A 13,691-nucleotide genomic window follows, 5' to 3' on the forward strand; every position below is an offset into this window, starting at 1 on the left:
CGGATCAGCGCTTGCGGCGCCTGCCCCGCCCCCCGCCGCGTGCCGGAGCCGCCCGGACGCCCTCTTCGGCCGCCTGTGCCGTCGGACGATCGGCCGAGACCACCAGGGCGGCCAGCGCCGTGGTGACCGGCACCGAGGCGACCAGACCGATCGATCCGATCAGCGTACGCACGATCTCCTCCGCCACCAGCTCGCTGTTGGCGACGGTCCCCACACTGCTCTGTGCGATGGAGAACAGCAGCAGCAAGGGCAGCGCGGCGCCCGCGTAGGCGAGGACCAGGGTGTTGACGACGGACGCGATGTGGTCGCGGCCGATACGGATGCCCGCGCGGTACAGCCCGCGCCGGCCCATCGACGGGTTGGCCTCGTGCAGTTCCCAGACGGCCGACGTCTGTGTGACCGTCACGTCGTCCAGCACACCGAGCGATCCGATGATGACGCCGGCCAGCAGTAGACCGCTCATGTCGATGTCGGGGTAGAGACCGTGGATCAGCCCGGTGTTGTCGTCGGTGTCGCCGGTCAGCGCTGCCCAGCTGATGAAGACCGAGCCCAGAACGCCGATCAGCAGCAACGAGATCAGCGTTCCGAGCACTGCCACGGAGGTGCGTGCCGACAGTCCGTGGCAGAGGTACAGGGCTTGCAGCATGATGGCGCTCGCCCCCACCACCGCCACGACCAGGGGGTTCGATCCCTGCAGGATCGCGGGCAGGATGAAGAAGTTCAGCACCAGGAAGCTGACCGCCAGTGCGATCAGCGCCATCACACCGCGCAGCCGTCCGACGACCACTACGGCGACCGCGAAGATGCCGGCGAGCAGGGCCAGCGGCACGCGCCGGTTCACGTCGGCGACCGAGTACTGGAGGTCCTCGGGCGCGGAGGGTTCGTAGGCGACCACGACCTCCTGCCCCTCGCTCAGCTGCCGTGACTGGTCCGGCTGCACGATCTCGGTGAAGGTGCGGCCTGCATCGTCGCCGGTGTCGACCCGGATCGTCGCCTTCTTGCACGTGCCGTCCGCCTGCTGCTGTGCGGAGGACCCCTCGGCCGTCGAGGTGTCGCCGGTCGGGACGCCTCCGGACGCGTTGACGGACGAACAGCTCACCTCGTCCACCTCGGTGACCGTGGCCTGCTGCGTCTGCCGGTCGAAGCCGACGCCGGTGCGTTCGTGGCCGGGTGCGCCGCCCGGCCACAGCACCGCGAGACCGATCAGCACCGCAGCGCCGAACGGGATGAGGACTGCCGCGATGACCTTGCGCAGGTGCTTCGAAACAGGGGCAGCCGGTCCGTGGCTGTGACTGTGCCCATGGCCGTGCCCGCCATCGGAGCCCGGACTGTGCTGGCGTCCGCCGTCGCCCGGAGGTGGACCGCTGTACCCGCCGCCCGGGCGGGGGCCGCCCCCGGAGTTCGAGCCATGCCCGCGGCCCCCACCACCGGGGTCCGGGCTGTGCCCGTGGCCAGGACCGTGATCCTGGCCACGGGCACGACCCTGCCCTTGCCCTCCTTGCCCTTGCCCCGGCCCATGGCCCGGGTCCTCGCCGGGCAGGCGGTTCTGCGCCACCGGTGCCTCGCCGGAACCGTGTCCATGCCCGAACCAGTCTCCGGAGCCGGGGCCGTCTTTCTGACCGTCCCCATGGTTCAGGCCGTGGTCGGAGGCGGGCTCTCTGCCGCGGTCGCCGCCGATTCGGGCGCCGGAGCCGCGGGGTGGTTCGGGCGGCGGGTACGGGGGAGGTTGCGTCGAGGTCACCGCCCGATCATCGCAAGAACAACGAGGGCCCTCTGTTCACCGCGCCAGAATTCCCGCTAGCGTGGAGCCACCTTTTGTACGCGCGGGAGCTCGGAGCACCGGGCTGAGAGGACGCTGACCTTCGTTCCAGGGACGTTTCACATGAAACATCACCGTTGTCCGAGTGATGTTTCACACGGAACGCCGACGGACGGAAGCCGCTGCGTCGACCGCTGAACCTGTTACCGGGTAATGCCGGCGTAGGGAGTAGGTCTCATGACCAACAAGGACGCACGCACGCCTGTCTCCGCCCAGGACCCGACGGAAGCGTCGGTTCAGGAGGAGGCAGGGAAGTCCATCGGCTGGCACAAGGCGTACATCGAGGGCACACGCCCCGATCTGCGGGTGCCGGTCCGTCAGGTGCACCTCACCAACGGGCAGTCGGTCACGCTGTACGACACATCGGGCCCGTACACCGACCCCCTGGTCGACACCGATGTGCGCAGAGGGCTGGCCCCGCTGCGGGAGAACTGGATCATTGGGCGTGGCGACACCGAGGAGTACGCGGGGCGTCCGGTCCGCCCCGAGGACGACGGGATCAAGCACACCTCGCCGCGCGGTGGGCTGCGCAATCTCGACGCGGTGTTCCCCGGTCGGCCCCGTCAGCCACGCCGGGGTCGGCCGGGCGGGCCGGTCACACAGTTGGCGTACGCACGCCGCGGCGAGGTCACGCCCGAGATGGAGTACGTGGCCATCCGGGAAAACGTGTCGCCGGAGGTCGTGCGGGAGGAGATCGCGGCAGGCCGTGCGGTGCTGCCCGCCAATGTCAACCACCCGGAGATCGAGCCGATGATCATCGGCAAGCGGTTCCTGGTGAAGGTCAACGCCAACATCGGCAACTCCGCGGTGACCTCCTCCATCGAGGAAGAGGTGGAGAAGATGACCTGGGCGACCCGATGGGGTGCCGACACGGTCATGGACCTGTCCACCGGCCGCAACATCCACACCACCCGGGAGTGGGTGCTGCGCAACTCCCCCGTCCCCATCGGCACAGTGCCGCTTTACCAGGCGCTGGAGAAGGTCGACGGCAGGGCCGAGGAACTGACCTGGGAGATCTACAAGGACACGGTCGTCGAACAGGCTGAACAGGGCGTGGACTACATGACGGTCCACGCGGGCGTACGGCTGGCGTATGTCCCGCTCACCGCCCACCGCAAGACGGGCATCGTCTCGCGCGGCGGCTCGATCATGGCGGCATGGTGCCTGGCGCACCACAAGGAGTCTTTCCTGTACGAGAACTTCGAGGAACTCTGCGAGATCCTCGCGGCGTACGACGTCACCTACTCGCTCGGTGACGGTCTCCGGCCGGGCTCGATCGCCGACGCCAACGACGAGGCCCAGTTCGCGGAGTTGCGCACCCTCGGGGAACTCAACCGGGTCGCCAGGCGTTTGAACGTGCAGACCATGATCGAGGGCCCGGGGCATGTCCCGATGCACAAGATCAAGGAGAACATCGAACTTCAGCAGGAGATCTGCGATGAAGCCCCGTTCTATACGCTCGGCCCGCTGACCACGGACATCGCGCCCGCGTACGACCACATCACCTCCGGTATCGGTGCGGCGATGATCGCATGGTGGGGTACGGCGATGCTCTGCTACGTCACGCCCAAGGAGCACCTGGGCCTGCCCAACCGCGACGACGTCAAGACGGGTGTCATCACCTACAAGATCGCCGCCCATGCCGCCGACCTGGCCAAGGGGCATCCAGGGGCCCAGGAGTGGGACGACGCCCTGTCCGACGCGCGCTTCGAGTTCCGGTGGGAGGACCAGTTCAACCTGGCTCTCGACCCGGACACGGCACGCGAGTTCCACGACGAGACCCTTCCGGCGGAGCCCGCGAAGACGGCGCACTTCTGCTCGATGTGCGGGCCGAAGTTCTGCTCCATGAAGATCAGCCGGAGCATCACGGAGCGGTTCGGAGGGATCTCGGCGGAGGGTGCGTCGGCCGAGGGCGCGTCGGCCGAGGAGATCGCCGAGGGGATGCTGCGGAAGTCGAAGGAGTTCGCAGAGGCAGGAAACCGCGTGTATCTGCCGTTGACGGACTGAGACGTACTGAACGGACAAACGGACCGGAAGAACGAGGGGGCGGGCCGTTCGGGCCCGCCCCTCTCTTCCCGGAAGGACGGGTCGGCAGACTGGATGCCATGACAGCGAGATCAATGAGCAAAGGGTCCAACCTCTCCGTCGACGCCCGGGCGGTGCACGTCGAGATCGCTTGGACGGCCGGGGCCGGTGTGCCCGACATCGACGCGTCGGCTCTGCTGCTCACGGAGGCCGGGCGGGTGCGGGACGACGGCGACTTCGTCTTCTACAACCAGCCGCAGCACACCTCCGACGCCGTGACGCACCTGGGGAAGCGGAATGCCGCCGGCGCCGCGACCGACACGATCGAGGTGGACCTGAGCCTGCTGGAACCGGCCGTCGATCGGGTCGTGCTGTGCGCGTCGTCCGACGGCGGGACGTTCGGCCAGGTGCCGGGACTGGTACTCAGGCTGCTCGACGCCGGTGCGGGGGCCGAGATCGCCCGGTTCGACATGGCGGCCGCGACGGAGACCGCGTTCATCGGGGGCGAGCTGTACCGGCGCCAGGGAAAGTGGAAGTTCCGCGCGGTGGGGCAGGGGTACGCCTCGGGGCTCGCCGGGCTGGCCACCGACTTCGGTATCACCGTGGACGACGCTTCCCCGGCGTCAGCGGCCTCCACGACCGCTGACGGCTCCACCACGGTACCCGGCGCTACGACACCCTCTGCCGCGCCCGCGGTGCCGTCTGCGGCACCCACCACCCCGCTCCCACCCCGGCCCCCGGTCGCGCCCACCGCCTCCGCCCCGGGGCCCTCTGCCCCGCCCTCCGTGCCGTCGGCCGTTCCTTCGGCCGCTCCGCTCCTCACCAAGGGTGAGGAGCGGTTGCCGGTGGACATGCGCAAGCGGCTGTCACTGCGCAAGGAACAGGTGGCAGTCAGTCTGCGTAAGCACGGGGCCGCCGGAGTCACCGCGCGCGTCGTCCTCGTACTGGACGCCTCCGGTTCCATGTCCTTCCTGTACTCCAAGGGAGTGGTGGCGGACGTCGTCGAACGTATGGCCGCGGTCGCCGCGCAACTGGACGACGACGGTGAGATGCAGGCCTGGACGTTCGCATCGAACCCGGCGCGGCTGCCGGACCTGCTCCTGGGCGAGCTGCCCGAATGGCTCCGGCTGCACGTACGGGTGGGAGAGATGAGTCTCTTCCGGCGCGGGCGGAAGAAAGGGCTGGACCCGAGCCAGGTCGACATGCGAGAGGTCGGCATCCAGAACGAGGAGCAGAAGGTCATCGCCGAGGTCCGCTCCTTCGTCAGGCACAGCCCCGCGGCGGCCCCGACGCTCGTGCTGTTCTTCTCCGACGGCGGTGTCTACCGGAACGCGGAGATCGAGCGGGAACTCCGCGAAGCGGTGGAGGAACCGATCTTCTGGCAGTTCGTGGGCCTCGGCCGGGCGAACTACGGCGTGCTGGAGCGGTTCGACACGCTGCCCGGACGCCTTGTCGACAACGTCGGGTTCTTTGCCGTCGACGACATCGGCACCGTGCCGGACCCGGAGTTGTACGACCGCCTGCTGTCCGAGTTCCCTCGGTGGATCACCGCAGCTGGCCGGGCGGGCATTCTCCGTTCCTGACAGCCACGGCCCAGGCCGGTAAGGGCGCAGGGCGGTGCGCTGGGCACCCGGCTCACGTCCTTCGGCGCGGAACCTCGGGAACGGGCTCCGCCGGTGAGAGCGCAAGCCGACGGCCGGGCCGTCCGAACGCCGTGGTCCCTTCGACAGGCTCATCCGGCTGTCCGGCTGTCCGGCTGTCCGGCTCATCCGGTTCGGCCGGCTCCGGTGGGCCCGGCTTATTCGGTTGTTCCGGCTACTCCGGCTTGTGCTCCGGCCCTCCGAAGTCCGGGCTGGTGTAGTCGGGACTCGAGTAGCTCGGCCGTCGGCCGCGGTTCGTACCCTCGCCGGGGCTGGTGAACCCTGGCCGGCCATAGCCGAGATGCGGGATACGGCCGGCCGGTTCGGCCGGTGCCGCGCAGTGCAGTGCGGCCGCCGTGCCCGGGTCGGCGAGCGCGTCCCGCAGGAACGGGACGATTCCCCGCTCCAGCAGTGCCTCGTGCCAGGCTTCCCTGGCCAGAGTCATCTCCTTGTCGGCTTCACCGTACGGCCCGCTTCGGGCCGAGGGCTTGTTGCGCAGTGCGGTGAGCAGCAGGCCCACCGCGGCGACCAGGATGGCGACCGCGGTCACGGCGCCGAATGTCCAGCCCGTGGTGATCATGGTCTGGGCGAAGGCCGCGCCGGGGTCGAGCATCCGCAGGACGTAACCGACCAGCAGGAATATCGCGGTCGCGGTTCCGGCCAGAACAGGTGCCAGAACGGCGACGACGGCGACGGCACCCGCGCCGGCGGTCTCGGCGACCTCTCCCACGGTCGTGGCGATCCCCGCCGTGCCCGGCTCCGGCCCGGACGAGCCGGACGCGCGCGTGGACGGGGTGGACGACGCCGGTGGCCGGCGCAGTTCCTCGCGGACCTTGGTGTAGTGCTGGTACTCGGTCGCCGCGGCCGCCGTGATGATCGCGGTGGCGTTGAGCGCCATCGTGCGCAGTTGTTCGGAGGTGAGTCGCTGTCCGACAGTGCTCAGTTCCGGGCGTTGTGGTGCGGAGCGCAGCGCCTCATCGAGAATCCGCACGTAATCCTGGCGGTCCTCGGCCAACAGATGCTGCGGAACGCTGTTCATGTGCATCCCCCGATGCTCCGTAGGGCTTGCGGCTCGGCATGCTGACGAGCCGTTGGGCAGAAACGGAGGGGAGCCTGCTACGGATAAGCCGATGGTAGAGCGCCGACGGTGCGCCGTGACAGGGGGTTTACCGAAATTGGCCTCGGTCCGATGCCGGGCCGGGCCGGGGAGACCGGGCCCGGCGACCGTTCACTTCGCGAGCGGCAGTTGCTGGACCAGCAGCTTTCCGGCCATCGTCACGCCACCGTCCATCGCGATGGCCAGGCCCTCGGCGTAGACGTGCGGACCCTCGACGACGGGACCGTTGTCGTCCTCACCGTCCTCGGAGCCTACTTCGCCCAGCAGATAAGGAATGGGGCTGTGGCCGTGAACGACCCGGGTGCCGCCGTACGTATCCAACAGGGAGCGCACGGCTTCGGCACCGCCCTCGTCGCGGAAGGAGAACCGCTTGGTGAACTTGCGGAACAGGTCCCAGACCTCATCGGCGTCGTTGCGGGTGATCGTCTCGCGGACGGTGTCGTTGACTTCCTCGATGGAACGGCCGTAGTCGAGATAGGCGGTGGTGTCGGAGTGCAGCAGCAGGTGGTCGTCGACGGCCTCGACGGCGTCCAGGCGGGCCATCCACTGCAGGTGGTGGTCCTGGAGACGGTCCATGTCGCTCTTCTGCCCACCGTTGAGCAGCCAGGCGGCCTGGAAGGTGGCGGTGCCCGCGCCGGAGTTGACGGGGGTGTCGCCGAACCGCTTGGCGCCGAGCAGCAGCAGTTCGTGGTTGCCCATCAGGGCCTTGCAGTAGCCGCCGGCCGCGGCGGCCTCGGCGGACAGCCGCATCACGAGGTCGATGACGCCGATGCCGTCCGGGCCGCGGTCGGTGAAGTCGCCGAGGAACCACAGCCGTGCGGGGCCGGCGCACCACTGGCCCGCGGAGTCGACGAGGCCCTGCTCCTGGAGGGCGGCCACCAGCTCGTCGAGGTAGCCGTGGACGTCACCGACCACGTAGAGCGGGCCGGGCCCGGCGGCGGGCTGTGGTGCGGGTACGGACGCGGGGTCGACGGTCACCTGCACAGTGTCACCCCGATTGATGACCGGGAGGTCCCGTTGCGTGGGTGTGTATCCCTCCGGGTGGCTCGCCTCGGAGGGCGGGGCCACGTCGCCGGGGTGCATGCTGTGGGCGTACGGACCGGTCTCGTGGACGTAAGCGGGCACCCGGAAGTCGCGCACCGTAGCTGTGCGCTCCGCCTCGGGTCCCTGACCGGCCCCCTGCGTCATCGACCCCTCCACCATCAAGCCGCAACTGCACCGTGTCGGACTGCCTGGTCGCAGCGGCCCGCGGTGTCGTGGGCCCATCATAGGAATGTGGATCGCGCCGTGTGATGACCCAGGGGTGGTGAATCGGGGAACGGCTCCAGTTCGCTGCGGCTTTTCTCCCGATTGGTCAGTTCTTCGGCCCCTCCGGAATCTGTCCGACGGTGCGGCGGAGGGAGACTGCGGCAAGGCCGCGGAAGTGCGGCGCCGTACCGCTCCCGTGGCAGCAATGGCTCCACCCCTCCGGGAGCCGTTGATGCCACCGATGCCACCGCACCCTCCGCCCCGCTGTCGAGTCCCGCGCTCCGTCACGTCCGCTCCGGTGACCGCGGCGGGCTGACCGTCGTGCGCGGCGGGCGGCGCTGCGACGAGGTGCGCACGATCAGCTCGGTGGGTATGACCTGCGCCACCGTGTGTTCGGGGTCGACGCCCTCGATCGCGTCGATGAGCAGCTGGATCACCGCCGTGCCGATGCGGCGCGGTTTGAGCGAGAGCGTGGTGACGGGCGGCTCGGTGTTGGCGTAGACGGTCGACTCGCTGCAGCAGACCAGCAGCAGGTCGTCCGGGACACGCAGGCCGTAGCGGCGTGCGGCGGCGAGCAGATCGGTGCCGTTCGGATCGAACAGGCCGTAGACGGCGTCCGGGCGGTCGGGACGGGCGAGCAGCCGGTCGGCCGCGACGGCGCCCGCGCACGGATCGTGCGCCGGATAGGCCTCGTACACCGGTTCCTGGCCGACGCGCTCGCACCAGTGCAGATACGCGGTGGTCGACAGGTGGGTGTATGTGTCGGTCGTGGTCCCGGTCAGCAGGCCGATGCGGCGGGCGCCGGCGTCGGCCAGGTGGTCGAGGATCCCGAGGACCGCCGCTTCGTGGTCGTTGTCCACCCAGGCCGTGACCGGGAGCGAGCCGGCCGGGCGGCCGTCGGAGACGACCGGTAAGCCCTGCCGGACCAGTTCGCTGACGACCGGGTCCTGGTCCGAGGGGTCGATGACGACCGTGCCGTCCAGGGCGACGTTGGACCACACGTCGTGTCGGGAGGTCGCGGGGAGGATCACGAGGGCGTAGCCGCGGGCCAGCGCGGCGGAGGTGGCGGCGCGCGCCATCTCGGCGAAGTACGCGAACTCGGTGAAGGTGAAGGGTTCTTCCCCGTACGTGGTCACGGTCAGGCCGATGAGCCCCGACTTTCCGGTGCGGAGCGTACGGGCGGCGGCCGAGGGGCGGTAGCCCAGTCTGTCGGCGACCTCGCGGACGTGGCGCCGGGTGGCGTCCGGGAGTCTGCCCTTGCCGTTGAGGGCATCGGAGACGGTCGTGATGGATACTCCGGCTGCGGCGGCCACGTCCCTGATGCCCGCCCGGCCCGGCCTGCTGCTTCGGCGTGAGGTTTCCGCGCGGCTCACCTGGTGCTTCCCTGCTGCTGTCATGGCGAGCCGATAGTAGGGCTCATGCGGTGGGGTAGGGCGGACGCATATGCACGCATTGGCAGGCACGTTTCTGCATGATCATTAAGCAGTAACCTCCTTGGAAAGCAAGGAGGTTGAACGTTCCAATATCAAGACCTGGCGTGTCGGCGCATGCGGACCTGTCGAGGGGGTGATGTTGCGAAGAGGTCTCAACTCACCTGCACGAGGGACGCGCGCCACGGCGTGAGCTACCGGCGCGTAGATATATGTGAGGCGCGCCCCCTGGGTGGACACCCTTTGTGGGCCTTCGCGCGCTGATGCCCCTGTTGCCGAAGGGGCGGATGCGGCTCAGGGGCTGACCGTTCCGAAGGTTCCCGGGAGGCCGCCCCGCCCCTCGGCGCCCACCCCGACGCGGACCATGTCGTCCCCGCCGGCACGAGCGCCGGACCGCACCATGCCCCGGACCCCGGCAGTCCCGTCCGCGCCGCCGTTGTACGCGTCTACGCAGTGACGCCGAATCCTCTTAAGGTGAGCAGTATTGGATGTCGGCGGCGGACAAGGGCCGCCGGTCTTCGGAGGAGGACTGCGGTGAGCGAGACGAGCCCCAGGCTGCGCGCCGAGCTGGAGGGTATTCCCACGTACAGGCCGGGCAAGCCGGCGGCGGCCGGGGGCCCGGTGGCCTACAAGCTGTCCTCCAACGAGAACCCCTATCCACCGCTGCCGGGGGTGATGGAGGCCGTGACGTCCGCGGCGTCCGCCTTCAACCGCTACCCCGACATGGCCTGTACGTCTCTGATGTCTGAGCTGTCCGAGCGCTTCGCCGTGCCGGTCTCCCATCTGGCCACCGGCACCGGCTCTGTCGGCGTCGCCCAGCAGCTGCTGCAGGCCACCTCGGGCCCCGGCGACGAGGTGATCTACGCGTGGCGTTCGTTCGAGGCGTATCCGATCATCACCAGGATCAGCGGTGCCACCGCCGTGCAGGTGCCGCTGACACCGGGCGATGTGCACGACCTGGACGCGATGGCCGGGGCGATCACCGGACGGACCCGGCTGATCTTCGTATGCAACCCCAACAACCCGACCGGCACGGTGGTGCGGCGGGCGGAGCTGGAGCGTTTTCTCGACCGGGTGCCCCGTGATGTCCTGGTGGTGATCGACGAGGCGTACCGCGAGTTCATCCGTGACCCCGAGGTCCCGGACGGCGTGGAGTTCTACCGGGACCGGCCCAACGTCTGCGTCCTGCGGACCTTCTCCAAGGCCTACGGTCTGGCGGGGCTGCGGGTCGGCTTCGCGATCGCCCACGAGCCGGTGGCCGCGGCGCTGCGCAAGACGGCGGTGCCGTTCGGTGTGAGCCAGGTCGCACAGGATGCCGCGATCGCCTCGCTGCGTGCCGAGGACGAGCTCATCGGACGGGTCGGCTCGCTGGTGTGTGAGCGCAACCGTGTCGTGGAAGCGCTGCGCGCCCAGAGCTGGCAGGTACCCGAGACCCAGGCCAACTTCGTGTGGCTGCGGCTGGGGGAGCGCACGACGGCCTTCGCGCAGGCGTGCGAGCAGGCGGGGGTGGTCGTCAGGCCCTTCCCCGGTGAGGGCGTGCGGGTGACGGTCGGCGAGGCCGAGGCGAACGACATCTTCCTGAAGGTGACGGAAGCCTTCCGCAAGGAGCTGTAGCGGTTGTAACCGCACACGGTCAGGAGCAGGGCCAGGAGTGCCGGGCGACGGGTGGGCCGTCGCCCGGCACTCCTGTGTTCCCACCGTCGCCGAGAAGGGGTTGACGTCACAGGGGACCCCCCTTCCAGATGTGAAAAGCAGTAGGTCATAATTGCTTGTGAATGTGAACGCGTTCACAAGCGCATCCCGTTTCTCCCGAGATGCGGCGGATGAACAGGCCAAACGGTCGTTGTGACCACGGCGATGTAAGGAGCGGCGACGTGGACCTGGCTTTGGCGCCGGAGACACTGGCGCGATGGCAGTTCGGTATCACCACCGTCTATCACTTCCTCTTCGTTCCTCTGACGATCTCGCTGGCCGCTCTCACGGCCGGGCTGGAGACCGCCTGGGTGCGCACCGGGAAGGAGAAGTACCTCAGGGCGACGAAGTTCTGGGGGAAGCTCTTCCTGATCAACATCGCGATGGGGGTGGTCACCGGCATCGTGCAGGAGTTCCAGTTCGGCATGAACTGGTCCGACTACTCGCGCTTCGTCGGTGACGTCTTCGGTGCCCCGCTCGCCTTCGAGGCCCTGGTCGCCTTCTTCTTCGAGTCCACCTTCATCGGCCTGTGGATCTTCGGCTGGGACAAGTTGCCCAAGAAGATCCACCTGGCCTGTATCTGGATGGTCTCCCTCGGCACACTGCTGTCGGCGTACTTCATCCTGGCGGCCAACTCCTGGATGCAGCACCCGGTCGGCTACCGGATCAACGAGGAGAAGGGGCGGGCGGAACTCACCGACTTCTGGCTGGTGCTCACCCAGAACACCACGCTCAACCAGGTCTTCCACAGCTTCTCGGCGTCCGCGCTGACCGGCGGCGCCTTCATGGTCGGCATCGCCGCCTTCCATCTGATGCGCAAGAAGCACATCCCGGTGATGCGGACGTCGCTCCGGCTCGGCCTGGTCACCATGGCGGTCGGAGGCATGTTCACCGCGATCAGCGGAGACACCCTCGGCAAGGTCATGTACGAGCAGCAGCCCATGAAGATGGCCGCCGCCGAGGCCCTGTGGGAGGGCGAGAGTCCGGCGCCGTTCTCCGTGTTCGCGTACGGCGACGTCGACAAGGGGCACAACGAGGTCGCCCTGGAGGTACCCGGGCTGCTGTCCTTCCTCGCCCACGGCGACTTCGATTCGTACGTGCCCGGCATCCACGACACCAATGAGGCCCTGCGAGAGCAGTTCGGTCCCGGTGACTACAAGCCCATCGTGCCGGTCGCCTACTGGGGCTTCCGCTGGATGATCGGCTTCGGCATGGCCTCCTTCTCGCTCGCGCTGCTGGGGCTCTGGCTCACGAGGAAGAGGTTCCTGGTGCCCGCGGCCCTGCGTACCGGGGAGGACGAGGTACCGCGCCTGGTGCTGCTGAAGAAGCCGCTGGGCGCGAGGCTCACCCGGCTGTACTGGCTCCTGGCGTTCTGGACCATGGCCTTCCCTCTGATAGCCAACGCCTGGGGCTGGATATTCACCGAGATGGGCCGGCAGCCCTGGGTCGTCTACGGCGTGATGCAGACCCGGCACGCGGTCTCCCCCGGAGTGTCCCAGGCCGAGGTCATCATCTCGATGACCGTCTTCACCCTGCTGTACGCCGCTCTGGCCGTGGTGGAGGTCAAGCTGCTCGCCAAGTACGTCAAGGCGGGCCCGCCCGAACTCACCGAGGCCGATCTCAACCCGCCCACGAAGATCGGTGGCGATCTCCGGGACGCCGACAAGCCGATGGCCTTCTCGTACTAGGCCCGAGGGAGCCACAGAGTCATGGAACTTCACAACGTCTGGTTCGTTCTGATCGCCTTCCTGTGGATCGGCTATTTCTTCCTGGAGGGCTTCGACTTCGGGATCGGGATCCTCACCCGGCTGCTTGCCCGTGACCGCGCCGAGAAGCGGGTGCTGATCAACACCATCGGCCCCGTCTGGGACGGCAACGAGGTATGGCTGCTCACGGCCGGCGGCGCGACCTTCGCGGCCTTCCCCGAGTGGTACGCCACGCTCTTCTCCGGCTTCTACCTGCCGCTGCTGGTCATCCTGGTCTGCCTGATCATCCGCGGTGTCGCCTTCGAGTACCGGGTCAAGCGGCCGGAGGAGCGCTGGCAGCGCAACTGGGAGGCGGCGATCTTCTGGACCTCGCTCATCCCCGCGTTCCTCTGGGGCGTGGCGTTCGGCAACATCGTGCGTGGAGTGAAGCTCGACGCCGAGTTCGAGTACGTGGGCAACGTCTGGGACCTGCTCAACCCGTACGCGTTGCTGGGCGGTCTGGTCACGCTGACGCTCTTCACCTTCCACGGCGCCGTGTTCGCCGCACTCAAGACCGTCGGTGACATCCGGGGCCGGGCCCGGCAGACGGCCCTGCGAACGGGGCTGATCACCGCTGTCCTCGCGCTGGTCTTCCTGGTGTGGACACAGATCGAGCGCGGTGACGGCGCGAGCCTGGTCGCGATGGTCGTCACGGCAGCTGCCCTGGTCGCCGCGCTGGTGGCGAACCAGGCAGAGCGCGAGGGATGGTCGTTCGCCCTGTCCGGTGTCACCATCGTGGCCGCCGTGACGATGCTCTTCCTGACGCTCTTCCCGAACGTCATGCCGTCCACGCTGGACGCGGACTGGAGTCTCACCGTCACCAACGCCTCCTCCAGCGACTACACATTGACGATCATGACCTGGCTCACGGTGATCGCCGCGCCGCTCGTCATGGTCTACCAGGGCTGGACCTACTGGGTCTTCCGTAAGCGGATCGGCACCCAGCACATCGCCGATCCCGTGCACTGAGGTGTG

General features: G+C 68.6%; 9 protein-coding genes and 1 riboswitch. Of the genes, 5 read left to right on the forward strand and 4 right to left on the reverse strand.

Annotated elements, in window-relative coordinates; genetic code table 11:
- Positions 1-4 precede the first annotated feature (4 nt).
- On the reverse strand, positions 5-1,741 hold the full coding sequence (locus ORI94_RS01240) for a YibE/F family protein (RefSeq protein ID WP_266071787.1): 1,737 nt from the start codon (positions 1,739-1,741) through the stop codon (positions 5-7).
- A 72-nt stretch (positions 1,742-1,813) separates the two neighbouring features.
- Positions 1,814-2,004: riboswitch (TPP riboswitch) on the forward strand.
- On the opposite strand from ORI94_RS01240, the gene thiC reads away from it, so the two are divergent.
- Together thiC and ORI94_RS01250 are read left to right on the forward strand one after the other, a co-directional pair.
- Complete coding sequence (thiC, locus tag ORI94_RS01245; protein WP_266071788.1) at positions 1,997-3,826, forward strand: phosphomethylpyrimidine synthase ThiC; 1,830 nt, start codon at positions 1,997-1,999, stop codon at positions 3,824-3,826. (Overlaps the previous riboswitch by 8 nt.)
- 98 nt (positions 3,827-3,924) lie before the next feature.
- Positions 3,925-5,427 (forward strand): VWA domain-containing protein, encoded by a 1,503-nt coding sequence (locus ORI94_RS01250; protein WP_266071789.1) that lies wholly within the window; start codon positions 3,925-3,927, stop codon positions 5,425-5,427.
- Positions 5,428-5,659: 232 nt separating this feature from the next.
- On the opposite strand, the gene ORI94_RS01255 is transcribed toward ORI94_RS01250, so the two are convergent.
- The 3 genes from ORI94_RS01255 to ORI94_RS01265 all read right to left on the reverse strand — a co-directional run bounded on the left by ORI94_RS01255 (position 5,660) and on the right by ORI94_RS01265 (position 9,246).
- Positions 5,660-6,529 (reverse strand): hypothetical protein, encoded by an 870-nt coding sequence (locus ORI94_RS01255; RefSeq protein ID WP_266071790.1) that lies wholly within the window; start codon positions 6,527-6,529, stop codon positions 5,660-5,662.
- A 183-nt stretch (positions 6,530-6,712) separates the two neighbouring features.
- Positions 6,713-7,804, reverse strand: a complete 1,092-nt coding sequence (locus tag ORI94_RS01260; RefSeq protein ID WP_266071967.1) for a metallophosphoesterase — start codon at positions 7,802-7,804, stop codon at positions 6,713-6,715.
- Between the two features lie 329 nt (positions 7,805-8,133).
- Positions 8,134-9,246, reverse strand: a complete 1,113-nt coding sequence (locus tag ORI94_RS01265; protein ID WP_078878020.1) for a LacI family DNA-binding transcriptional regulator — start codon at positions 9,244-9,246, stop codon at positions 8,134-8,136.
- A gap of 567 nt (positions 9,247-9,813) precedes the next feature.
- On the opposite strand from ORI94_RS01265, the gene hisC reads away from it, so the two are divergent.
- From hisC to cydB, 3 genes are all read left to right on the forward strand, one after another.
- Entirely contained in the window at positions 9,814-10,893 is a 1,080-nt protein-coding gene (gene hisC, locus ORI94_RS01270) for a histidinol-phosphate transaminase (protein WP_266071791.1), read from the forward strand.
- Positions 10,894-11,153: 260 nt separating this feature from the next.
- The gene (locus ORI94_RS01275; protein ID WP_266071792.1) at positions 11,154-12,659 is read left to right on the forward strand and encodes a cytochrome ubiquinol oxidase subunit I; all 1,506 of its coding nucleotides are present in this window, start codon (positions 11,154-11,156) and stop codon (positions 12,657-12,659) included.
- A gap of 21 nt (positions 12,660-12,680) precedes the next feature.
- Positions 12,681-13,685: a cytochrome d ubiquinol oxidase subunit II gene (cydB, locus tag ORI94_RS01280; RefSeq protein ID WP_266071793.1), complete on the forward strand. Its 1,005-nt coding sequence runs from the start codon at positions 12,681-12,683 to the stop codon at positions 13,683-13,685.
- Positions 13,686-13,691: the final 6 nt, after the last annotated feature.

It is taken from the genome of Streptomyces sp. NEAU-W12, assembly GCF_026242095.1.
GTDB lineage: Bacteria > Actinomycetota > Actinomycetes > Streptomycetales > Streptomycetaceae > Streptomyces.

Excerpts from the sequence above, each read along its gene's own strand:
- cydB (WP_266071793.1), top strand. The coding sequence starts at position 12,681 with ATGGAACTTCACAACGTCTGGTTCGTTCTGATCGCCTTCCTGTGGATC.
- thiC (WP_266071788.1), top strand. The coding sequence starts at position 1,997 with ATGACCAACAAGGACGCACGCACGCCTGTCTCCGCCCAGGACCCGACG.
- ORI94_RS01260 (WP_266071967.1), bottom strand. The coding sequence starts at position 7,804 with ATGGTGGAGGGGTCGATGACGCAGGGGGCCGGTCAGGGACCCGAGGCG.
- ORI94_RS01265 (WP_078878020.1), bottom strand. The coding sequence starts at position 9,246 with ATGACAGCAGCAGGGAAGCACCAGGTGAGCCGCGCGGAAACCTCACGC.
- ORI94_RS01255 (WP_266071790.1), bottom strand. The coding sequence starts at position 6,529 with ATGCACATGAACAGCGTTCCGCAGCATCTGTTGGCCGAGGACCGCCAG.
- ORI94_RS01250 (WP_266071789.1), top strand. The coding sequence starts at position 3,925 with ATGACAGCGAGATCAATGAGCAAAGGGTCCAACCTCTCCGTCGACGCC.